This window comes from Bacillus sp. TH19, assembly GCF_016651075.1.
Lineage (GTDB): Bacteria > Bacillota > Bacilli > Bacillales > Bacillaceae_G > Bacillus_A > Bacillus_A mycoides.
On record NZ_JAEKEO010000010.1, the window covers coordinates 851,577 to 873,915 of the forward strand.

Sequence of the window (22,339 nt, forward strand, 5' to 3'; positions counted from 1 at the left end):
GAGATTACATGAACGAAAAAAGTATGCAATTTTTACAAATCGCAATGAAGCATTTACCAGAAGCAAAGGCAATTTTAGATTCTAATGGAATTGCACTTGATATGGAGAAAGCACAGCCGGTGTTAGAGCTATTGATGAAAGTAATGGGCGAAGCATATGAGCTTGGGAAAGCAGATAAAGAATAAAAAACCCTTCTTTTTTGATGGAAGAGAGGCTCGAACCGTGGATAGAAGCGGTAAGGGCCTTTTTTTATTTCGAGCGAGGTAAGACCAGAGGGATGATGAGGCTAAAGTGGAAGGTTATGAGGAGAAGGTCTTAGTTTTGAAGGGAAAGCAGATAAAGAATAAAAATCTTCTTTTTTGATGGGAGAGAGGCTCGAGCTGTGGATAGAAGCGGAAAGGACTTTTTTTGTTTCGAGCGGAGTAAGGTCAAAAGTATTGGGAAGTTTATCTTTTGAAAGGATAGGGATTTTTCTGTTTCTTTTAATGAAAAATAAAGTTAGTAATACGCTGTCTTATTTTTTTAGCTGAAATATATTCTAGACAAAAGTACATTTATGTTTTAAAATTAGTACCAAGTCATAATAATTGATATAAAACGGAGGGCTGCGATGTGAACGTGGGCATTTTAGGGATCGGAAGATATGTGCCAGAAAAAGTAGTCACAAATCACGATTTAGAGAAAATCGTAGATACATCTGATGAATGGATTCGTACGAGAACGGGAATTGCAGAAAGACGCATTGCCGATGATACAATAGATACTTCATATATGGCGGTAGAGGCTTCTAAAAAAGCACTTGAAGATGCCGGGATTAGCGGAGAGGATATCGATCTTATTTTAGTGGCAACAGTAACGCCAGATCGCGCATTCCCAGCAGTAGCTTGTGTAATCCAAGAAGCAATTGGCGCAAAACACGCAGCCGCAATGGATTTAAGTGCAGCGTGTGCTGGCTTTATGTACGGAATGATTACAGCGCAGCAATTTATTCAAACGGGAACTTATAAAAATGTATTAGTAGTTGGTAGTGACAAACTATCTAAAATTGTAGACTGGAACGATCGAAATACAGCGGTACTATTTGGGGACGGAGCAGGTGCTATCGTAATGGGAGCTGTTTCGGAAGGAAAAGGTGTACTTTCTTTTGAATTAGGAGCGGACGGAAGTGGCGGTAAGCATCTTTATCAAGACGAGTATGTTATGATGAACGGCAGAGAAGTCTTTAAATTTGCTGTTCGCCAACTTGGTGATTCCTGTCTTCGCGTGTTAGAAAAAGCGGGACTTACGAAAGAGGATGTGGACTTCTTAGTACCACATCAAGCGAATATTCGTATTATGGAATCTGCAAGAGAAAGATTAAATTTACCGAAAGAAAAAATGAGTATGACAATTGAAAAGTTCGGTAATACATCGGCTTCTTCAATTCCAATTGCAATGGTAGAGGAATTGCAAAATGGACGTATTCAAGATGGTGATTTAATTATACTAGTCGGTTTTGGCGGCGGGTTAACATGGGGAGCAGTAGCTCTTCGTTGGGGTAAATAAGGACTGAGAGAAAAAAAGGAGTGTATTTTGTATGGAAAAAAAGAGGGTCGTAATTACAGGGCTAGGAGCTGTTACACCGATCGGAACAGATGTTGAAACAGCTTGGGAAAACATTAAAAACGGTGTATCCGGAATCGGACGACTTACAAGAATAGATTCAGAACAAATTCCTGCAAAAGTAGCAGCAGAAATTAACGACTTTGAAGTCGAAAAATATATAGATAAAAAAGAAGCGCGCCGTATGGACCGCTTTACGCAATATGCAGTAGCAGCAGCGAAAATGGCAGTTGCGGATGCGAAGCTTGAAATTACAGAAGAAAATGCACCACGCATTGGTGTATGGGTTGGTTCTGGTATTGGTGGTATGGAAACATACGAAGAACAATTTAAGATTTTTACTGAAAAAGGTCCGCGCCGCGTGAGCCCATTCTTCGTACCAATGATGATTCCAGATATGGCAGCAGGTCAAGTGTCAATCGCTACAGGAGCGAAAGGAATTAATACTTGCTCTGTAACAGCTTGTGCATCTGGAGCAAACTCAATTGGTGATGCGTTTAAAGTAATCCAGCGCGGTGATGCTGATGCGATGATAACAGGCGGAGCAGAAGCACCATTAACAAGTATGGCATTCGCTGGGTTTAGCTCAGCGAAAGCATTAACATTCAATGAAGATCCAGCAACGGCTTGCCGCCCATTCGATAAAAATCGTAGCGGTTTCGTAATGGGTGAAGGATCAGGAATTCTTATTCTTGAAGAATTAGAGCACGCATTAGCACGTGGTGCTCACATTTATGCGGAAATTGCTGGTTATGGTGCAACTGGTGATGCGTTCCATATTACAATGCCTGCTCCTGGCGGTGAAGGCGGAGTTCGTGCGATGCGTCAAGCTTTAGCTGATGCAGGTCTAGAGCCAAAAGATATTGATTACATTAATGCACATGGTACAAGTACAGATGCAAATGAAAAGTATGAAACGATGGCAATTAAAGAAACTTTCGGTGAGCATGCATATAAAGTAGCGATTAGCTCAACGAAATCAATGACAGGTCATTTATTAGGAGCAGCTGGTGCTGTTGAAGCAATCTTCTCTATTAAATCAATTACAGACGGAGTAATTCCTCCGACGATTAACTATGAAACACCAGATCCAGAATGTGATTTAGATTACGTACCAAATACAGCGAGGCATCAAGAAGTGCGAGCTGTATTAAGTAATTCATTAGGATTCGGTGGTCATAACGCAGTATTAGTATTTAAAGCATATAAATAATATGTACAATAAGGTGTCTTTTCGTAAAGTATTACGAAAAGACACCTTATTTATTTTTTATCACCTTTACGTTCCTTTCTTTTTTGCATATACATAAGAAAAGGAGGGATGAAGGTTGGGGGTTGTTGAAACGGCAGAATGGTTACATCTGTATTATGGACGTCCAGAGAAGCTTTGTGAGAAATTTACAAAGTATATTCCATTGCCAAAAGAGAGACTGTATCGCTTTTTAATCTCTAAAGGTATGTATCGCCCAGTAATGCGGGGGGAGCAGGAAATTAAAGAGTTAGAGAAGAAAGAAATTTGGAAAGAACTTAGCATGGAGTATGAAAAATTGAAAGGTTGGCTAAAAGGTCCAGATGTCCCTATCTTTATTTTATTATCAGATTCATACAATCGAACTGTACAAGAGGAATATAACGGGAAGGCTGGCTTATCTATGCGTCACGTTATTTTCTTATTCGTATGTGGACGTAATTCAGTAGAGGAACTAAAAGCTTTATTAACGCATGAATACCATCATATATGTAGGTTACATCAAATTGAGACGAAAGAAACAGAGTATACATTACTTGATACGATGATTATGGAAGGGTTAGCTGAGCAAGCTGTGTATGAAAGGTATACAGAAAAAAGATGTGCACCGTGGACTACTTACATTTCAAAAGAAGATGCTATTTATTATTGGAGGAATTCAATACAAGAACGAATAGGCGTAAAGAGAGGTACGAGGGAGCATGATGTTTTATTAAATGGACTGCACTCGTATCCGAAAATGCTTGGCTATGCACTTGGATTTCATATTGTGAAAGATTGTGTAGCATTTGAAGGAGAAAATACACTTTCTTTATTATCTATAGATGCGAAAGAAATATTGAATAAAGCAAATACATTTCATGTTTCATGAAAAACAGGGGAGCTATCTCCTGTTTTTTTTATATTATAGAAGAAAAAATAATAATTAGAATATATTTCCTCAAGTGGAATAAAGTTAAGCGAAACTGAACATAATGATTGGTACAAACAGTAGTGAAGTGAGGGGTAGTGAATGTTATATCTACATGATGTATGGGTAAATTGGTTTGAAGGTGAAGAGAATGGGTATAACGTTTGTCATTTTTACGAATGGCGGAAAGATGATACGATTGAGCTATTAGATCAAGTGCCATTATTAAAAGTAGATGCCACATTATATCATTACATCGAGAACGAATTATTAGAGCTTCCGCAAAAATTATTGGAAGACGTATATCATAAGGCTTATATTCGTAAAAATCACGAACGTTTGCAACAAGAATATTGTTTTGTAGTTACAGATGGAAAAGGAATTATTGCGATTGATTCAATCGGCTATAATGTGCCAATTAGAAAAAGTAGGCTTATACCGCGTCAAGAACAGATGGTATATGAGATGGTAGAGAATGTGCAAGCAGAAAAGTATGAGTTCCAAGTGGAAGAGATTGAAAAAGAACATCATATTTTATCGCCGTCGCCTTTCATTATGAACGGCCTAACTCGTAAAGAAAGACAGTTAAAACAATTATTATTTATGGCATTAGATCAATTACATACAACGAAAAATCCAGCTGAAATTCGCTATTGGTTCACAGAGTGGGATCCATCAGCGTACGGAATGGTCCAACATATGGAGTTTGAAGATGTTTGGGCTAAACTTTATGATGAAGCGAAAACTGGATGGTCTGAGAAGCACGAGCAATTATGTGAGCGCCTTGTAAAAGGACAGCCGTTTTTTGAAAAGTTATGGGAAATGGAAAATGAGCAGAAGGTAAATTAAAAAAAACCGCCGATTGGCGGTTTTTTTTAATGGAGTTGGCAAGAATGTTCGGTGGCTTCGCGCCTTCCTGCGAGGCAAAAAGCGCCTCTACGTCAGGAGCTCCATCCCCCTCACATTCTGAGCGAGCCGCTTCCGCTTTTTATGAAATCCAGCTCCGGCTCCTAGCCCTTTGCGTCTAAGAACCTTCCGCATAAGAAGACAAAAAGCGTCTTCTATGCGAAAGAACCTTAGCCAGTCAGAGCTGAACGAGCTGCCTCCGCTTTATAAGTTACCTACGTTTTCTACTTAATCCCATTGCGTTTTCTACTTTGCGTAGTTGTTTGAATGCAACGCGGTTTGCTTTTTCTGCACCTTTGTCTAGAATTTCGTCTAGTTCTGGGGAGTTGATTAGTTCGTTATATTTGTCTTGGATTGGACGAATTGCTTCTACGACTACTTGTGCTAGGTCGCCTTTGAAGTCCCCGTATCCTTTTCCTTCGTACATTGCTTCTATTTCTTCAACTGTTTTTCCAGAGAATGAAGAGTAGATTGTTAATAAGTTAGAGATTCCAGGTTTGTTTTCTTTATCAAATTTCACGATACCTTCAGAATCAGTTACAGCACTTTTAATTTTCTTTTCAATTGTTTTTGGTTCATCAAGCATACTGATCATTGCTTTTGGATTCGGATCAGATTTACTCATTTTTTTCGTAGGTTCTGTTAATGACATAACGCGAGCTCCTACTTTTGGAATACGAATTTCAGGAACAGTGAACACTTCACGGAAGCGTTTGTTGAAACGCTCTGCTAGGTCGCGTGTTAATTCCATATGTTGTTTTTGATCATCACCAACAGGTACGATTTCAGTGTTGTAAAGTAAAATATCAGCAGCCATTAATGGTGGATACGTTAGTAATCCAGCTGGAACTGAATCTCTACCAGAAGATTTATCTTTATATTGCGTCATACGCTCTAATTCTCCAACGTAAGCAACTGATTGCATAATCCATCCTAGTTGAGCGTGTGCTGGTACTTCTGATTGTACAAATAAAGTAGCTTTTTCAGGATCGATGCCACATGCTACATAAAGTGCAGCAAGACTGCGAATGTTTTTACGAAGTTGTACGGGATCTTGAGGTACTGTAATCGCATGTTGGTTTACAATACAGAAATAACAGTCGTGTTCATTTTGAAGCTCTGTAAATTGCTTCATAGCTCCTAAATAGTTTCCAAGTGTAATTGTTCCGCTTGGCTGAATACCAGAAAAGATAACTGACATAAGTAATTCCTCCTAAAATTGAATGTGCGATGGGGAAGAGAAGGCATACAAAAAAGCCCATTCATCCCAAATTACATAGGGACGAATGGACCGCGGTACCACCCTAATTATTTCACAGATGTGAAATCTCTCAAGATCCATAATAACGTCTGGATATAACGCCAAAGCCTACTACTTTCGGTTCGGTTTGGTGCTCAAAAGCCCATTCCATACTGCGCAATTACTTGTTCACACCAGCCACAAGCTCTCTGAAATTGCCTCAATATGTACTCTTCTTTATCATCGCATACATATAAATTTATTTATTGTTACCTAAGCTCTTTTAATATGAAAGAACTAAAGTTTTATAACAAAATGTTTTGCTGATTATTATATCATATGGGATAGTGTTTGCAAACTACATCAAAATAGTAAAGCTAATGAGGATCGAGAACAACCCAAGTACGATACCGGTAATACAAATCGGATACGTCCATTTGAATGAATATGTTTTATAAATACGTTCTTTCTTATCGATAGGTTCCTCTGCTTCTTCAATTAAAGAGTCAATTTTTTTATTCGTACCAAATACTCTTTGGAATGCGTAAATTGTTACGTTAAAAAATCCGTTTTGAAATATGAATAAAAAACCACCTATAAGAATAAAAAACAATGCAATATAGAATGAGATGTTGACAAAATTCAACAAAAAATGAGATGAAACGAGGAATGCGCCCACACTAGAAGCGATTATCGCAACCAAAAATAGTATACAAGTATGAAAAAAAACTTTATTCAAAATATTCCCCTCCGTCAAAATATTACTAGAATTATTATACTATAAAAGTTATAATAAGTAATATAAATAATTTTTTGAAAATTATACGCAATTGAGGTTCTAATTTCAAGATGATGGTAGCAATGTTACCGTATCCCTTTACAAAAAATTTAAAATATAAACATTTTATTAAAAATTTTAACAAAAAAACAAAAAACTATATTCACAATCGTCATATTATATGTATAATGAAAATTGTAGAAACTTGGAGATTATTCTTTCAATTCTACTTTTCTACAAGTGAGGGTACAGTAAGTGCAATTAGGGGAGGCAACACAACATGAAGAAAAAGATACCGTTATTACTTGCATCAACTTTAACGGCAAGTATGTTGCTTGGCGCGTGTAGCTACCAGAAAGAGGACGCTAAAGCAAAAGGAAAAGAAAACACTACTAGTAGTAGTAACGGAAAACAGATTCTTAATTTAACAGAGTTATCTGAAATTCCATCAATGGATGCATCGTTAGCATCAGATTCTGCATCTTCAACAGCATTAAATAATACGATGGAAGGTTTATATCGTACTGGCAAAGATCAAAAGAGAATGCCTGGGATTGCTGAAGATGTCCAAAAGCTAGATGATGGGAAGAAATACATATTTAAGTTAAGAAAAGATGCGAAATGGTCGAATGGGGAACCTGTAACAGCGAAAGACTTTGTGTATTCATGGAAAAGAGCAGTAAATCCAGATACAAAAGCGACGTATTCATACATTATGTTCGATATTAAAAATGCAGAAAAAATTCATAAAAAAGAATTACCTGCTGACCAATTAGGTGTAAAGGCGATTGATGATTATACATTAGAAGTGGAATTAGACAATCCCGTTCCTTACTTTATTGATTTAACGGTTTATCCGGTGTTCTACCCACTAAATGAGAACTTTGTGAAATCACAAGGTGATAAGTTTGGTTTAGAGGCAAATACAACATTATATAACGGGCCATTCGTTATGAGTGATTGGAAACATGAACAAAGCTTCCAATTTAAGAAGAACCCATCATATTGGGATAACAAGACGGTTAAAATCGAAGAAATAAATTTCAATATTGTGAAAAATACATCGACTGATGTAAATTTATATGAGACAAATTCGATTGATCGTGCGGCTCTAACATCGGAATTTGTTGATAAATTTAGACAAACTCCAGAGTTCCAAACACGAAAAGAAGCTGGAGTTGCCTACTTAAGATTTAATCAAAATAATAAGTATTTGAGTAATAAAAACTTAAGAAAAGCAATTTCAATGTCCTTTGACCGTGATAACATTGCAAAAGTTATTTTAAACAACGGCGCAATCGGTGCTTACGGATTTGTTGGAAAAGATTTCGCTGAAGGTCCGAATAAAAAAGACTTCCGTGCTGAAAATGGAAATCTAGTTGAAACGGATTCAAAAGAAGCGAAAAAACTTTGGGAAACAGCAAAGAAAGAGCTTGGCACTGATAAAATTGAACTAGAATTCTTAAGCTTCGATAATGAAGATGCGAAAAAAATTGGCGAATTCTTAAAAGGTGAGATGGAAAAGAACTTACCTGGTTTAACGATCAAAATTAAACAGCAGCCATTCGCACAAAAAAATAAGTTAGAAGACTCTCAAGAATATGATATGGCGTTTGGTATTTGGGGTCCAGACTTCCCAGATCCAGTCTCATATTTAGATATGTTTGTTACGAATGGTTCGCAAAATAAAACAGGATATTCTAATCCGAAATATGATGAGCTAATTCTAAAAGCAAAAACAGATACAAAAGATTTACAAGCTCGCTGGAACAACCTTTTAGAAGTAGAGAAAATATTAATTAAAGAGGATGCAGTTATTACTCCGATCTTCCAAAAAGGTTCAGCATATGTGGTAAAAGGTGCCGTAAAAGATATTATCCCAATTAACTATGGTGGTAGATTAACTTACAAATGGGCATCTGTTGAACAAAAATAATCTTTTTTCCATCGTTTACAAGGGTATATGCCTATGATGGGCATATGCTCTTATTTTAAAAAAATAAAAGTAAGAATATTTTAAACTATCTTATTGCTTTTGAGAAAAACGGGGAGGTGCTTGACTATGGGACGTTATGTATTAAAACGTTTCGTGTACATGGCTTTGACATTATTTTTAATTACTACACTGACTTTCTTTTTGATGAAATTACTACCGGGTTCTCCGCTTAAAAACCAGGAGAAGCTATCACCGGCACAAAAAGAAATCATTCTTGAAAAATATGGTTTAAATGATCCGGTACCAGTTCAATATGCACGTTACTTAGGTAACTTAGCAAAAGGTGATTTAGGGGTATCATTCCAATATGATAACCGCCCAGTAACAGATATGATTGTGGATCGTATTGGACCATCAGCACAACTTGGTTTACAAGCGATTATATTAGGAACATTTATCGGTTTAATTTTAGGAATCGTTGCGGCGCTTCGTAACAATACGTGGGTCGATTATGGGGCGACAATTATTTCCGTACTCGGGATGTCGGTACCCTCATTCGTATTCGCCGCATTACTACAATATTTCGTAGGGGTAAAACTTGGTTGGTTCCCAGTAGCATTCTGGAAAGGACCGGAGTTTACAGTAATGCCTACAATTGCCTTATCGATGGCAGTTATCGCAACAATCGCACGTTTCGCTCGTGCAGAGTTAATTGAGGTTATGCAAGCAGACTACATTTTAACAGCGAAAGCGAAAGGAATTAGCCAAGGCGTTATCATTATCAAGCACGCACTGCGTAACGCATTAATTCCAGTTGTAACAATTTTAGGACCAATGGTTGCAGGATTAATTACAGGGACACTAGTTATTGAGCAAATTTACGCTGTACCTGGACTTGGGGAACAATTCGTTAAATCGATTACAGTGAATGACTATACAGTTATTATGGGAACTACAATTTTCTATAGTGCGATCTTCATCTTAGTTATTTTCATTGTCGATATTTTATACGGAATTATTGATCCTCGTATTCGTTTAGCGGGAGGGAAAAAATGATGAAAGATGTACAAAAATTATCTCCAGATTTATTTCAACCAGCCAATCAGAGTAATGTTGATAATGAAGTCATTGCCCGTCCAAGCTTAACGTTTTGGCAAGATGTAAGAAGACGTTTGTTCCAACATAAAGGTGCAATGTTTGGTTTCATATTATTAATGCTTATTGTACTACTAGCAATTTTAGGACCGATGGTAAGTAAGCATTCTTATAAAGAGCAGGATTTAGGTCGTGCGAAAATGCCACCGAAAATTCCAGTGATTGAAAATGTTCATTGGCTACCATTTGACGGTACAGATCAATATGGTGTTGACCAATATGAAAAACGTGATATTAAAGAGTACTTCTGGTTTGGTACAGATGATCTTGGCCGTGATTTATGGACAAGAACATGGGAAGGTACACGAGTATCATTATATATCGCTCTTTTAGCAGCAGCGATTGACTTAGTAATTGGGGTTGCATATGGAGGTATTTCAGCCTTCTATGGCGGCAGAGTAGATAATATTATGCAACGTATTATGGAGATCATTAACGGTATTCCATACTTAATCATCGTTATTTTAATGGTAATCATTATGGGATCAGGTATTTGGTCAATTACACTTGCGATGGCAATTACAGGTTGGATAGGGATGTCGCGTATCGTTCGTGGACAGATCCTAAAATTAAAAAACCAAGAATATGTATTAGCATCTCGTACATTAGGGGCAACGAATACACAGTTAATTGTGAAGCACTTAATTCCGAACGTAATGGGACCAATTATCGTAATGACAATGTTTACAATTCCAACAGCGGTATTTGGTGAAGCATTCTTAAGCTTCATCGGACTAGGTATTCAGCCACCATTCGCATCACTTGGTTCTCTTGTAAATGATGGTTATAAATCAATTCAAACGTATCCACATATGATGTTCATCCCAGCGGTTGTCATCAGTATGTTAATCTTAGCATTCAACTTAATTGCAGACGGATTACGCGACGCGTTAGATCCAAAAATGCGTAAGTAAAAGAGGGGAGAAGTAAAAATGAAAACATTGCTAGAGGTAAAAGATTTGCAAGTCTCCTTTGATACACATGCAGGTGAAGTACAAGCTGTACGCGGTGTTACTTTTGATTTGAAAAAAGGAGAAACATTAGCGATTGTAGGAGAATCTGGTTCTGGTAAATCAGTTACTTCTAAAGCGTTAATGGGATTAATTCCGAATCCTCCAGGGCGTATTAAAAACGGTGAAATCGTATTTGAAGGTCGTGACTTAACGAAACTAACAGAAAAAGAAATGCAACAAGTACGCGGTAAAGATATTGCGATGATTTTCCAAGATCCAATGACATCATTAAACCCAACGATGACAATTGGAAATCAAATTATGGAAGGCCTTATTAAACACCAAGGGATGAGTAAAGCAGATGCACGTAAAGTTGCGTTAGAATTAATCGACCTTGTAGGTATTCCGAATCCAGAAGCGCGCTTAAAACAATATCCTCACCAATTCTCAGGTGGTATGAGACAGCGTGTAGTTATTGCGATGGCGTTAGCTTGTAACCCGAAATTATTAATTGCCGATGAGCCGACAACAGCGCTAGACGTTACAATTCAGGCGCAAATTTTAGAACTTATGAAGGACATTCAGCAAAAAACAGAAGCAGCAATCATTTTCATTACGCATGACTTAGGTGTAGTGGCAAACGTTGCAGACCGAGTTGCGGTTATGTACGCTGGTAAAGTTGTTGAAATTGGAACTGTTGATGAAATTTTCTACAATCCAAAACATCCATACACATGGGGCTTAATCGCATCTATGCCAAGCTTAGATGGTGCAGAGGACGAGCTATATGCGATTCCAGGAACGCCTCCAGACTTATTAAAACCGCCAAAGGGTGATGCTTTTGCACCACGTAACCCGCAGGCATTGAAAATTGATTTTGAAATGGACCCACCTTTATTTAAAGTAAGTGATACACACTATGCGGCAACTTGGTTACTTCACGAGCAAGCTCCAGAAGTAAAACCACCGGCAGTCGTTGAAAAACGCATTCTTCAAATGAAAGCAGGTGAACAACATGACTAAACAACGTGAGAAATTAATTGAAGTAAAAAATGTAAAGCAGCACTTCGACGTGAGTGGTGGTGTTGTCAAAGCGGTTAATGATATTTCATTTGATATTTACCGCGGAGAAACATTTGGTCTTGTAGGAGAATCAGGTTGTGGTAAATCGACAACTGGAAGAACGATTATTCGTTTATATGATGCAACTGCTGGTGAAGTGTTGTTCGATGGTGAAAATGTACATGGTAAAAAATCACGTGCCGAGCTGAAGAAGTTCAACCGTAAAATGCAAATGATTTTCCAAGATCCATATGCATCATTAAATCCTCGTATGACAGTAGGGGATATTATTGCAGAAGGTATTGATATTCACGGACTAGCAAAAGGCAAAAAAGAGCGTATGGACCGTGTTCATGAATTATTAAATACAGTTGGTTTAAATAAAGAGCACGCAAACCGTTTCCCGCATGAATTCTCAGGCGGACAACGTCAACGTATCGGTATCGCTCGTGCGCTAGCTGTAGAACCTGAATTTATCATTGCTGATGAACCAATCTCAGCACTTGACGTATCGATTCAGGCGCAAGTTGTAAACTTACTGAAACAGTTACAAAGAGAAAAAGGTTTAACATACTTATTCATCGCCCATGATTTATCAATGGTAAAATACATTAGTGATCGCATTGGTGTAATGTACCGTGGTCAAATCGTTGAGTTGACAACAAGTGAAGAGTTATATGCGAATCCAATGCATCCATATACAAAATCACTACTATCTGCAATTCCGCTTCCAGATCCAGATTATGAGCGCAATCGTAAACGTATCGTATACGATCCATCTCAACATCAATATGGTGAGGAAGCACCAACAATGCGTGAAATTCGCCCAGGACATTTTGTATTATGTTCTGAAGCAGAGTATAAGAAATATAAAGAAATCTATCAATAATAAAGTAGAGCCATTCTTCTATTAAAGAAGGATGGCTCTATTTTTTTATACTTATTAAACTTAATTTAGTATAAAGAGATTTTATCCAAGTTCTTTTTCGGTTTAAAGACAGCAAATTAAGAGTTTCCAAGAATGAAGAAAAGGCGACTGAAATCCAGCCGCCTTTTTCTTCATTTAGAAACACTTTTATTTTACTGCGCTTGAACAGAAACACTCTCATCTTGCTCATTTGGTTTAACAAGTGCATAATTTTCCCACGATCTACTTCTCCAGCGGAAGAACATAATAATTGCTCGCGTCCATTCGTCGATAGCAATCGCTAGCCAAATACCAACGAGCCCCATGTCTAAATGGAAGGCGAAAAAGTAACCGAGTGGTAAGCTCATTAACACCATGGAGAATGCGCCGATTAAAACAGGGTATTTTGCATCGCCAGCTGCACGAAGTGAATTAATGATGACGATGTTCATCGTTCGTCCTGTTTCAAGTAGTACACTTAGTAAAAGAACGCTTGCCCCTAGAGCGATAATATGAGGATTATCCGTAAATAGTCCCATTAATTGTGTTCGGAATGTAACAACGAGAATGACCATAAATAAAGTTACACCAATCGCCCATTGTACACTTTTCCATACACGTGTGTACGCTTCATCCTTTTCATTTCCGCCAACTAGGCGTCCAACGATAATAGCTGTTCCCATACCGATAGCAATGGCGAATAAATAAGTGAACATGGAAATGTTAGTAGCGTATTGTCTTGCAGCTAACGATTCCGTACCTAAGTATGTTGCGTAATATAAGAAGACAATTTGACAAGCTTGATACATGACTTGCTCGAATGCCGATGGAATGCCGATCTTTAAAATTTTGCCAACGTATTCTTTTGATAAAGTGAAGTAATATTGTAATTTCACACGGTATTCCATAACGCGGTACAGTAACCAGAAGAAAACGATAAGTGCGATTAACCGGCTGACAGCAGAAGAAATAGCAGCCCCTTGCACACCAAGTTCAGGAAGACTGAATTTCCCGAAAATAAGTACGTAGTTTCCGGCGATATGAATGATATTCATTCCAAGCGAAACAAACATTGCTTGCTTTGTAAAGCCGTGAACGCGGATAATTGCGGCTAATGAGTTAATAATAGCTTGAAGGAAAATAGCTCCTCCGACGATGGATAGATAGCTTTGTGCATACGTTAGTACATCGCCTTGTAAATTCATTGCCATCATCATATGTTTTGAAAATAAAAGAAAACCAGCGCTTATAATGAGTCCGACCACTAAATTTAATGTGACGGCTAATGCTGATATTTTTGATGCTTCCATAAAGCGTTTAGAACCGAGGTATTGGGATACAACGATAGCTGCACCATTCCCTATGACTTCTAGTACTAAAATCGCGATATGAAGGTATTGATTCGCTGCACCAACCCCAGATACAGCATCGTCTGATAATGCACTTAACATGAAAGTATCAGCGATCCCCATCAGCATAAAAAGAAAAACTTCTAGAAAAATAGGCCATGTTAATAAGAATAAACTTAATTTCTCTGTTGGCCCGTTTTTTGAGCGAATTGCTGTCATGTCCGTCCCCTCTTTACCGATATCTATTTTTAGCAAAGTGTATCGTAACACACTTTCATATCCTTTGCACTTATTTTAGCCTACATATTTTCAATATGAATAAACCTTCATTTTATGACAAAAAAGGAGGAATAATTATGCGTAAGATATTATAGAATATAAAATTTATTTTTCTCTGATAATTTAGAAAAGTATAAAAATGATCATTTTTAACACTTTAGTTCAATAAAAACGCAGTGTGAAACGTTTACAAAGGCACGTGGTGTTAACAGAAAATTTTAATAAAATAGAAATATAAATATACAAAGAATATATTTATGTGTATAATATGAATTATTAGAACATATATATATTTCTTTCTGTTTGAAAATGAAAGGGCTAACATTTTTTTTGGAGGGTGGAAGTATGAAAAAAAAGATACCAGTTTTTGTAGCATCAACAGTAGCAATGAGCATGATTTTAGGGGCATGTGGCTACCAAAAAGATGAACCGCAAGCGAACGCAAAAGGGGATAGCGGGAAAAGCGGTGCGAAGCAAGTTATTAACTTAATTGAAACACAAGAAATTCCAACGATGGACCCAGCGTTATCAGCTGATGCAGTTTCTTCAAAAGTAATGAACAATACGATGGAAGGCCTATACCGCCTTGGGAAAGACGATAAATTAGTTCCAGGTGTAGCGAAGGAATTCCAAAAGTCAGAAGATGGTAAAAAGTATACATTTAAATTACGTGAAGATGCAAAATGGTCAAATGGTGAACCTGTAACGGCGAAAGATTTCGTGTATGCATGGCAAAGAGCAATTAATCCAGATACAGCTGCGAAATCGGCGTACATTATGTACGATATAAAAAATGCTGAGAAAATTAATAAAAAAGAGATGAGTCCAGACCAATTAGGTGTAAAAGCGATTGATGATCATACGCTAGAAGTAGAATTAGATAATTCTATTCCATATCTTGTTGATTTAATGGTCTATCCGATCTTCTATCCTGTTAATGAAAAGTATGTGAAAGAGCAAGGGGCGAAGTTTGGTTTAGAAGCAAATACAACACTTTATAACGGACCATTTACATTAAGTGATTGGCAACATGAACGTAGCTTCAAAATGACAAAGAGCTCATCATATTGGGACAATAAAGAAGTGAAGCTTGAGGAAGTAAACTTTAATATTGTAAAAGATACGTCTACGCCAATTAATTTATATGAAACAAACGCAGTCGATCGAGCGACGTTATTAGCAGAGTTCATCGATAAATATAAAGGAAAACCAGATTTCAAAACGGTAGAAGATACATCTGTATTCTTCCTTCGCTTAAATCAAAAAGACCCAGCTTTAGCAAATAAAAATATTCGTAAAGCAATTTCTCTTGGTTTTGACCGTAAACCATTCGTTGATACATTATTAAATAACGGTTCTAAGCCAGCGACGGGATTAATTCCTGACAATTTCATTAAAGGACCGGATAAAAAAGATTTCCGTGTTGAAAATGGAGATATTGTAAAACCAAATGTAAAAGAAGCGAAAAAGTATTGGGAAGCTGGTAAAAAAGAGCTTGGTAAAAACGAAATTGAATTAGAGCTATTAAATGAAGACGTTGAATTATCGAAGAAAACTGGTGAATATTTAAAAGGTGAGTTAGAAAAGAATTTACCAGGTTTAACAGTGAAAATTAAACAACAACCATTCGCGCAAAAACTAAAATTAGAAGATGCGGGCGACTTTGTAATGTCATTCTCTGGATGGAGTGCAGACTTCCCAGATCCAGTTACATATCTTGATATGTTCGTAACTGATGGGGCACAAAATAAAATGAAGTATTCTAATCCGAAGTACGATGAGATTATTATGAAAGCGAAGAAAGATGGAAGCGACGTAAATGCTCGTTGGAAAAACTTACTTGAAGCAGAAAAAATGTTACTTGATGACGCTGCGATTGTTCCAGTATATCAACGTGGTAGAGCATATTTACAAAGAGAAACAATTAAAGATATGTACAACCATAAGTATGGCGGGGAAGTAAGCTTCAAATGGGCATCAGTAGGAAAATAACAAAAAAAGCAGGTGATTACCTGCTTTTTTTAGTACGTACGTTTTTTATAAATGCCTTTTCCGCCAACTTGGTTCCAGCCAGATTGTACATCTAAACTTTTATTAACAAACTTCATTTTTTCTTTCCCACCAAAGAGTTTTTCACCGATGCTATTTGTAATGACACCAATCAATGCTGTTATTCCGATGATGAGGGTAGCAACAATGATAAAATCAGTAAAAAAAGCGATCATATGCAAATTCCCCCTTTGTCTGTCTGTATTTTTATTGTATGAGATAAATGGTAAAAAAGAAAGAAATGTCAGAAAAATATTCGATTTACTTTAGAAAGCATATAGACATGAGCGGAGAGATTTGTTAAAATAAGAACAAATGTTCCTTTTTATTTCTAACCTTTAGAGTCTTACATTTCCCAATTGTTTTGTCGGGAAAAGGTAAGAAAACGCTCTCTTTTTAATGGGGAAGATTATGAAACTGTAATTGTATATCAAGTGAAGATTATTGTAGAAAGTAAGTATCAAAAGGGTTGAGGACCGTTGTTAAAGGACAGTTTTACTGAGTATAATCATGTTGCATAGCAGTGGAGTACACGGAGGAATTTTCTCAACTAGCAGTAAATTCACTGTATATTTCTTGCAAAAACTATTGTATAATGATTATAGAAGTTACTTATTAAAAGTAATTATTGTTGCTTACATGAATTGCGATTTTTTACTTTGCTATAAGACAAGTTATCGCGAAAAATTGCGGAAGTTAGAAATTTAAACTGTAATTAGTACAGAATTTGTACTCTTTAAGGAGAGTGAGCTTTGTATGGTAACATTATATAGTTCTCCAAGCTGTACGTCTTGTAGAAAGGCGAAATTATGGCTAGAGGAAAATCATATTCCTTATACAGAACGTAATATTTTCTCAGATCCATTAACGATTGATGAGATTAAAGAGATTTTACGTATGACAGAAAGCGGAACGGATGAGATTATTTCTACTCGTTCAAAAGTTTTCCAAGAATTGAATGTGAACTTAGAGTCTTTACCACTTCAAGATTTATATAAGATGATTCGTGACTATCCAGGTATTTTACGTCGTCCAATTATGATTGACGAAAAACGCCTTCAAGTAGGTTACAACGAAGATGAAATCCGTCGTTTCTTACCACGTACAGTAAGAACGTTCCAATTACGTGAAGCACAGCGTCTTGTAAATTAATTATAATAATATGAAAACCTTCTACCTATTATAGAGTAGAAGGTTTTTTTTTACTGTTTAACATTACGTAATCGCACTTGTTGAACGATAAAGCCTATGCATAAAATGGTGAAAATGAACAAATAAGGGATACTTGTGGCAAAACTAGGATTATGATGAAAAAACGTTGCAAGTCTGTCTTCATGTGTAATCATTTTTCCTGCTGTATAGGCAAGAACTGCTGCTCCGCAATAAATGAGAAATGGAAAGCGTTCCATGAGTATTAAAATAAGTTTGCTTCCCCAAATGATAATCGGGATAGAAATGAATAAACCGATAATTACGAGTGAAAGTCTTCCGTGTGCTGCTCCTGCAATGGCAATAACATTGTCAAACCCCATAACGAGATCCGCGAATACAATTGTACGCACAGCTTGGAATAAAGTCGTTTTTCCTTTGATAGAAGAAAGATCGTTGTTATTATCAGTGAGTAAATTGACCGCAATTAATGTAAGTAAAATTCCGCCGGTGAGTTGTAAAAATGGGATATCAAGTAAATAGACAGCTAGTATCGTGAGGAGAATTCGTAGCACAATTGCTAACATAGTACCAATCAAAATGGCTTTATTTCGTTTTGCTTCAGGTAAATTTCGGCTAGCTAGTGCGATGACAATTGCGTTATCGCCACCTAGTACAACATCGATACCGACAATCAGTAGTACAGATGTTAAAAACTCTAAGTCCATTCGTCTGCCTCCATTTATGATGTTTTAATAAGCGAAATATATGTATGTGGTGAAGAAAGTTTGTCTATTTTTGATCCCGCGCTCCCAGGGACAAAATAATCATCTCTAATAGAAGTTTCACTTTATTACAGTGTACGAGGGAATATGGGAATGTATGTCCAAATTTTTTGCGAGCAGTGAATTGGTATAATGGTATATTTATTCCGATTGGTGCGAGCTAATAATCAGTGGAGGATGAAAAAAATACTGATTATTGTTTCACTTTATGTAAAAAGTCGAATACAGATAGGTATATAACTATTTTTGTAAAATAAATCGATTTTATTTCCCTTCTGGAGAATCTTATCATAAAATGAGAGTACAAGAATCTATTGTTTTGTCATATGAGTGGGGAATCCCTTCATAACAATTCTAAGCAGGAAGGGAGCGTTGTATTTTGGATATTGAAAGAATTAATGACCATACGATGAAATTTTTTATTACGTACATTGATATAGAGGACAGAGGGTTTAATCGTGAAGAAATTTGGTATGATCGCGAACGAAGTGAAGAGCTCTTTTGGGAGATGATGGACGAAGCTCGTGATCATGATGATTTCTTTATCGATGGGCCGTTATGGATCCAAGTGCAAGCAGTCGATAAAGGGATTGAAGTACTTGTAACGAAAGCGGAGCTTTCAAAGGATGGACAAAAGCTGGAACTACCAATAGGTGTAGACAAAATTATAGACATTCCTCTAGATGAAGGCATCGAATCATTATTCCAGCAAGAATTAGTGGAAGAGGTAGAAGAACAAATAGGAACAAACTTTAATGAAGATGGTACGTTTGGCTTTTTAATTAAGTTTAATGATTTTGAAGATGTTATTTCATTAAGTCATCGTCTTATCTTTGAAGATATAAAAGATGAATTACATTCATTTGAGGACCGATATTATGTATATGTGGAATTCGATGAAGTGCTACATGATGAAGAAGAAATTGATCGTATTTTAAGTATTGTTTTAGAATATGGAGAAGAATCTACTTTAACGATTCACCGTGTAAGTGAGTATGGGAAACAGGTTGTGAAAGAGCGTGCGCTTGAGACAATTCGCAACAATTTCCCTCCTAAAATGTAGGCCGATTTCTATAGTATGAAATCGGCTTTTTTTATGAAGAATAGGAAGGCTTTCTTAGTAAGGAGGTAAGAGATGAAAAATACGTTAAAACTACTTTTCTTTTTTCTACTATTGTTCGCATTATTTGTTTCATTACGCATGTTTATTGATGTAGCATTTTATTCGGATGTCATTGGGATAAAGGATGTTTCTATTTTAGGTATTATTAGTATTTTATTTACGGTTTCCGCATTTTTAATTGGATGTGTTATTTTCTTAGAAAACCGCCATCCGTCTAAAACACTTACGTGGTTAATCGTACTAGGTATTTTTCCGGTGTTCGGTTTCTTTGCTTATCTTTTATTTGGACAAAATTTTCGTAGAAAAAGAATGTTCCAAAAGAAGGCATTACTCGATGAACAGGCGTTTTTACAATATAAGGGACACGAAGATTACGAAGAACGGATTTTACGAAATCATAAGCATCAAGAATTGTTATTTCGTTTAGCAGATCGATTAGGTGCTTTAAATATTTCATTTCAAACTGAAACGAGGACATTAACAAATGGAGACGAAACGTTTCAGGCAATTTTAGATGGGTTAAATCGAGCGAAACACCACATTCATATGGAGTATTACATTGTGCGTGATGACAAGCTCGGTACAGAAATTAAAGATATTTTAATAAAAAAATCAAAAGAAGGCGTTGTCGTTCGTTTTTTATACGACGCGGTTGGAAGCTTTAAATTATCAAATTCGTATATTGAAGAATTGAATGATGCAGGAGTAGAAATGATTCCATTTTTCCCTGTGCGCTTTCCAATTTTAAACGATAAAATTAATTATCGAAACCACCGAAAAATCGTTATTATAGATGGAAATGAAGGGTTTGTAGGTGGATTAAATATTGGTGATGAGTATTTAGGGAAGGATAAATATTTCGGTTTTTGGCGAGACACGCATTTATATTTACGCGGTGAAGCAGTTCAAAGTTTACAGCTAATTTTCCTTCAAGACTGGTTTTATATGACTGGTGAGGCGGTATTAGCACCTGAATATTTACAAGCGGAAGCAGTTGAGGGTGATCATTGGGGCGGAGTCCAACTTGTTGGAGGTGGACCGGATAATAAATGGGAAACAATTAAACATTTATATTTTGCAATGATTGCTTCAGCTAGGAAATCGATTTGGATTGCAACACCATACTTTATCCCAGATGATGATATTTTATCTGCATTAAAAGTAGCTGCACTTGCAGGTATTGATGTTCGTTTGTTAATGCCAAGTAAGCCAGATAAGCGGACTGTCTTTTATGCATCAAGATCGTACTTTCCGGAGTTATTAGATGCAGGAGTAAAAATATATGAATATGAAAAAGGTTTTCTTCATAGTAAAGTTGTCATCGTGGATTCTGATCTCGCATCAATTGGGACAGCTAATATGGATATGAGAAGTTTTCATTTAAACTTTGAAGTAAATGCCTTTTTATATGATACAGGTAGCATTCGAAAGCTCGTTCAAGATTTTAAAGACGATTTAGAAGAATCCAGTGAAATTCATGTTGACCGATTTCATAAGAGACGTCTTCATAGGCGGATTGTTGAATCGACGTATCGGTTATTATCACCTTTATTATAGAAAGAGATGTCCTAATTTAGGACATCTTTTTTTTTGAGAGGAATTTGTAGTAAATTGTAGAATACAAGAAGTTGAAAGGGTGTGATGGTGGATGTTTATTGCAAGGAGAGAAAACGGAGAGAAAATTCATCTATTATATAACCGGGATGAAGAACGTTTACGCGAAATGCGTAAACGAGAAAAATTCTTTTGTACAGCTTGCGGAAAAGAAGTGCAAATGAAATTAGGAACACAAAAGAGCTGGCATTTTGCTCATAAGAAAGTGGATTCATGTCTTACCTTTTATGAAGCAGAATCTATGTATCATATGCAAGGTAAAGAATTGTTATATAGATGGTTAAAACATCAAGATTTTCATGTCGATATAGAGCATTACCTTCCAAAAATCCAGCAAAGACCAGATGTTTTCGTAGAGAGAGCAGGTAGGGAAATTGCGATTGAATATCAATGCGCCAATCTCTCCATAGAACAGCTTTCTAAACGAACATACTCGTATTGGCAAGCTGGTATACAGGTCATCTGGATCATTGGTGGAAATCAATTAAAAAAGCAATCTGCATATTGGATGAAATTTTCCTCACTTCTGGCTTTCTCCTTACAATCTTATCCTCAGCCATTTCTTATTTTCTTCTGTCCGAAACAAAAATCGTTTATGAAATGCGCATTTATCACTCCGTTTTCTACAAATGTCTCTTTCTCACATACTATTTATTTACCAACTGATACGACTAATGTTGACATGCTCTTTTCCTCTGTTCCTTTCCAAAAAGAGGTATTAGGACAAGAATGGAAGAGAAAAAAGAACCATTTTCGGCAAAACGCTCTATCTATCTGGAATTATAATCATAAGTCACTACTCCGCCTCTTATATCAATATAAATGTACCCCAGCGAGCTTTCCTTCTGAAATCGGTGTTCCGCTCCCATCCGCGTTTGCTTTTCAAACAAATCCATTTACATGGCAAGCTTTTCTATACATGAAGTGTATAGGTGAGCTTGCGGTAGGGAATTGTATTTCCCTTCAATATGTGTGTAGTTATGTAAAAAAAAATACGGAAATGCGCTTACTTCCGTACTTTTCACAACATATATGGAAAGTAGCAGTTATTGAATATATGACTTTTTTATGTTTTGTAGGCGTGTTGCATAAAGTAGGGACTTATACGTACCGAAAAATGAGGAATATAGTTATGTTACAGGCGGAGGAGGAAGTTAGGAAATATGATGAGATTTGCCTAACTTATGCGCTATCTCTATTTGAGACAAAGTTCAACATGAGAGAAGAAAAAGGGGATATAATAAAGAATGAACGTGAAGGAATTACATAAGAAAAACAGAATTGTACTTAAGT

General features: G+C 36.5%; 20 protein-coding genes and 1 other annotated feature. Of the genes, 15 read left to right on the forward strand and 5 right to left on the reverse strand.

What is annotated here, in order from left to right:
- Positions 1-8: 8 nt before the first annotated feature.
- The 5 genes from JFU54_RS22070 (at position 9) to JFU54_RS22090 (ending at position 4,610) form a co-directional block, all read left to right on the forward strand.
- Positions 9-185, forward strand: a complete 177-nt coding sequence (locus tag JFU54_RS22070) for a ComZ family protein (protein WP_002011319.1) — start codon at positions 9-11, stop codon at positions 183-185.
- Positions 186-612: 427 nt separating this feature from the next.
- The gene (gene fabH, locus JFU54_RS22075) at positions 613-1,545 is read left to right on the forward strand and encodes a beta-ketoacyl-ACP synthase III (protein ID WP_001100550.1); all 933 of its coding nucleotides are present in this window, start codon (positions 613-615) and stop codon (positions 1,543-1,545) included.
- 31 nt (positions 1,546-1,576) lie between these two features.
- Complete coding sequence (fabF, locus tag JFU54_RS22080; protein WP_002030364.1) at positions 1,577-2,815, forward strand: beta-ketoacyl-ACP synthase II; 1,239 nt, start codon at positions 1,577-1,579, stop codon at positions 2,813-2,815.
- A gap of 115 nt (positions 2,816-2,930) precedes the next feature.
- Complete coding sequence (locus JFU54_RS22085; RefSeq protein WP_002030365.1) at positions 2,931-3,722, forward strand: DUF2268 domain-containing putative Zn-dependent protease; 792 nt, start codon at positions 2,931-2,933, stop codon at positions 3,720-3,722.
- 141 nt (positions 3,723-3,863) lie between these two features.
- On the forward strand, positions 3,864-4,610 hold the full coding sequence (locus tag JFU54_RS22090) for a YjbA family protein (RefSeq protein WP_002030367.1): 747 nt from the start codon (positions 3,864-3,866) through the stop codon (positions 4,608-4,610).
- 268 nt (positions 4,611-4,878) lie between these two features.
- Here the strand turns inward: JFU54_RS22090 and trpS are convergent, their stop codons facing one another.
- Both trpS and JFU54_RS22100 read right to left on the reverse strand, forming a co-directional pair.
- Positions 4,879-5,868, reverse strand: a complete 990-nt coding sequence (gene trpS / locus JFU54_RS22095) for a tryptophan--tRNA ligase (protein WP_000110999.1) — start codon at positions 5,866-5,868, stop codon at positions 4,879-4,881.
- A 74-nt stretch (positions 5,869-5,942) separates the two neighbouring features.
- Positions 5,943-6,160 (reverse strand) — a binding site (T-box leader).
- A 105-nt stretch (positions 6,161-6,265) separates the two neighbouring features.
- A complete protein-coding gene (locus tag JFU54_RS22100; protein ID WP_002125921.1) occupies positions 6,266-6,646 on the reverse strand; it encodes a DUF3899 domain-containing protein in 381 nt (126 codons plus the stop codon).
- A gap of 319 nt (positions 6,647-6,965) precedes the next feature.
- Here JFU54_RS22100 and JFU54_RS22105 point away from each other — a divergent pair, with 319 nt between their 5' ends.
- The 5 genes from JFU54_RS22105 to JFU54_RS22125 all read left to right on the forward strand — a co-directional run bounded on the left by JFU54_RS22105 (position 6,966) and on the right by JFU54_RS22125 (position 12,680).
- On the forward strand, positions 6,966-8,621 hold the full coding sequence (locus JFU54_RS22105) for a peptide ABC transporter substrate-binding protein (protein WP_002125925.1): 1,656 nt from the start codon (positions 6,966-6,968) through the stop codon (positions 8,619-8,621).
- Between the two features lie 126 nt (positions 8,622-8,747).
- Positions 8,748-9,677 carry an oligopeptide ABC transporter permease gene (opp3b, locus tag JFU54_RS22110; RefSeq protein ID WP_000534165.1) on the forward strand — a complete coding sequence of 310 codons (930 nt, stop codon included), beginning with the start codon at positions 8,748-8,750 and terminating at the stop codon, positions 9,675-9,677.
- Positions 9,674-10,690, forward strand: coding sequence for an oligopeptide ABC transporter permease (opp3C, locus tag JFU54_RS22115; protein ID WP_012260546.1), 1,017 nt, complete (start codon positions 9,674-9,676; stop codon positions 10,688-10,690). The genes opp3b and opp3C overlap by 4 nt, the downstream gene beginning before the upstream one ends.
- Positions 10,691-10,708: 18 nt before the next feature.
- A complete protein-coding gene (locus JFU54_RS22120; protein ID WP_002011337.1) occupies positions 10,709-11,752 on the forward strand; it encodes an ABC transporter ATP-binding protein in 1,044 nt (347 codons plus the stop codon).
- Complete coding sequence (locus tag JFU54_RS22125; RefSeq protein WP_002086978.1) at positions 11,745-12,680, forward strand: ABC transporter ATP-binding protein; 936 nt, start codon at positions 11,745-11,747, stop codon at positions 12,678-12,680. The genes JFU54_RS22120 and JFU54_RS22125 overlap by 8 nt, the downstream gene beginning before the upstream one ends.
- A gap of 191 nt (positions 12,681-12,871) precedes the next feature.
- Here JFU54_RS22125 and JFU54_RS22130 read toward each other — a convergent pair whose 3' ends face one another.
- Positions 12,872-14,317 carry an MATE family efflux transporter gene (locus JFU54_RS22130; protein ID WP_201066410.1) on the reverse strand — a complete coding sequence of 482 codons (1,446 nt, stop codon included), beginning with the start codon at positions 14,315-14,317 and terminating at the stop codon, positions 12,872-12,874.
- A gap of 354 nt (positions 14,318-14,671) precedes the next feature.
- On the opposite strand from JFU54_RS22130, the gene JFU54_RS22135 reads away from it, so the two are divergent.
- Positions 14,672-16,318 (forward strand): peptide ABC transporter substrate-binding protein, encoded by a 1,647-nt coding sequence (locus tag JFU54_RS22135; protein ID WP_002125935.1) that lies wholly within the window; start codon positions 14,672-14,674, stop codon positions 16,316-16,318.
- A gap of 29 nt (positions 16,319-16,347) precedes the next feature.
- Here JFU54_RS22135 and JFU54_RS22140 read toward each other — a convergent pair whose 3' ends face one another.
- A complete protein-coding gene (locus JFU54_RS22140; RefSeq protein ID WP_000559981.1) occupies positions 16,348-16,551 on the reverse strand; it encodes a hypothetical protein in 204 nt (67 codons plus the stop codon).
- Between the two features lie 580 nt (positions 16,552-17,131).
- On the opposite strand from JFU54_RS22140, the gene spx reads away from it, so the two are divergent.
- A complete protein-coding gene (spx, locus tag JFU54_RS22145; protein WP_002011348.1) occupies positions 17,132-17,527 on the forward strand; it encodes a transcriptional regulator Spx in 396 nt (131 codons plus the stop codon).
- 50 nt (positions 17,528-17,577) lie between these two features.
- Here the strand turns inward: spx and JFU54_RS22150 are convergent, their stop codons facing one another.
- On the reverse strand, positions 17,578-18,252 hold the full coding sequence (locus tag JFU54_RS22150; RefSeq protein WP_002030376.1) for a TerC family protein: 675 nt from the start codon (positions 18,250-18,252) through the stop codon (positions 17,578-17,580).
- 436 nt (positions 18,253-18,688) lie between these two features.
- Here JFU54_RS22150 and mecA point away from each other — a divergent pair, with 436 nt between their 5' ends.
- The 3 genes from mecA to JFU54_RS22165 all read left to right on the forward strand — a co-directional run bounded on the left by mecA (position 18,689) and on the right by JFU54_RS22165 (position 22,316).
- Entirely contained in the window at positions 18,689-19,372 is a 684-nt protein-coding gene (gene mecA / locus JFU54_RS22155; RefSeq protein WP_002030378.1) for an adaptor protein MecA, read from the forward strand.
- A gap of 72 nt (positions 19,373-19,444) precedes the next feature.
- Positions 19,445-20,989, forward strand: a complete 1,545-nt coding sequence (locus JFU54_RS22160; protein WP_002064255.1) for a cardiolipin synthase — start codon at positions 19,445-19,447, stop codon at positions 20,987-20,989.
- A gap of 91 nt (positions 20,990-21,080) precedes the next feature.
- The gene (locus JFU54_RS22165) at positions 21,081-22,316 is read left to right on the forward strand and encodes a competence protein CoiA (protein WP_201066412.1); all 1,236 of its coding nucleotides are present in this window, start codon (positions 21,081-21,083) and stop codon (positions 22,314-22,316) included.
- Positions 22,317-22,339 lie beyond the last annotated feature (23 nt).

Excerpts from the sequence above, each read along its gene's own strand:
- opp3b (WP_000534165.1), top strand. The coding sequence starts at position 8,748 with ATGGGACGTTATGTATTAAAACGTTTCGTGTACATGGCTTTGACATTA.
- JFU54_RS22140 (WP_000559981.1), bottom strand. The coding sequence starts at position 16,551 with ATGATCGCTTTTTTTACTGATTTTATCATTGTTGCTACCCTCATCATC.
- JFU54_RS22090 (WP_002030367.1), top strand. The coding sequence starts at position 3,864 with ATGTTATATCTACATGATGTATGGGTAAATTGGTTTGAAGGTGAAGAG.
- JFU54_RS22125 (WP_002086978.1), top strand. The coding sequence starts at position 11,745 with ATGACTAAACAACGTGAGAAATTAATTGAAGTAAAAAATGTAAAGCAG.
- JFU54_RS22070 (WP_002011319.1), top strand. The coding sequence starts at position 9 with ATGAACGAAAAAAGTATGCAATTTTTACAAATCGCAATGAAGCATTTA.
- opp3C (WP_012260546.1), top strand. The coding sequence starts at position 9,674 with ATGATGAAAGATGTACAAAAATTATCTCCAGATTTATTTCAACCAGCC.
- JFU54_RS22160 (WP_002064255.1), top strand. The coding sequence starts at position 19,445 with ATGAAAAATACGTTAAAACTACTTTTCTTTTTTCTACTATTGTTCGCA.
- JFU54_RS22135 (WP_002125935.1), top strand. The coding sequence starts at position 14,672 with ATGAAAAAAAAGATACCAGTTTTTGTAGCATCAACAGTAGCAATGAGC.
- JFU54_RS22165 (WP_201066412.1), top strand. The coding sequence starts at position 21,081 with ATGTTTATTGCAAGGAGAGAAAACGGAGAGAAAATTCATCTATTATAT.
- JFU54_RS22105 (WP_002125925.1), top strand. The coding sequence starts at position 6,966 with ATGAAGAAAAAGATACCGTTATTACTTGCATCAACTTTAACGGCAAGT.
- JFU54_RS22150 (WP_002030376.1), bottom strand. The coding sequence starts at position 18,252 with ATGGACTTAGAGTTTTTAACATCTGTACTACTGATTGTCGGTATCGAT.
- trpS (WP_000110999.1), bottom strand. The coding sequence starts at position 5,868 with ATGTCAGTTATCTTTTCTGGTATTCAGCCAAGCGGAACAATTACACTT.
- spx (WP_002011348.1), top strand. The coding sequence starts at position 17,132 with ATGGTAACATTATATAGTTCTCCAAGCTGTACGTCTTGTAGAAAGGCG.
- JFU54_RS22120 (WP_002011337.1), top strand. The coding sequence starts at position 10,709 with ATGAAAACATTGCTAGAGGTAAAAGATTTGCAAGTCTCCTTTGATACA.
- fabF (WP_002030364.1), top strand. The coding sequence starts at position 1,577 with ATGGAAAAAAAGAGGGTCGTAATTACAGGGCTAGGAGCTGTTACACCG.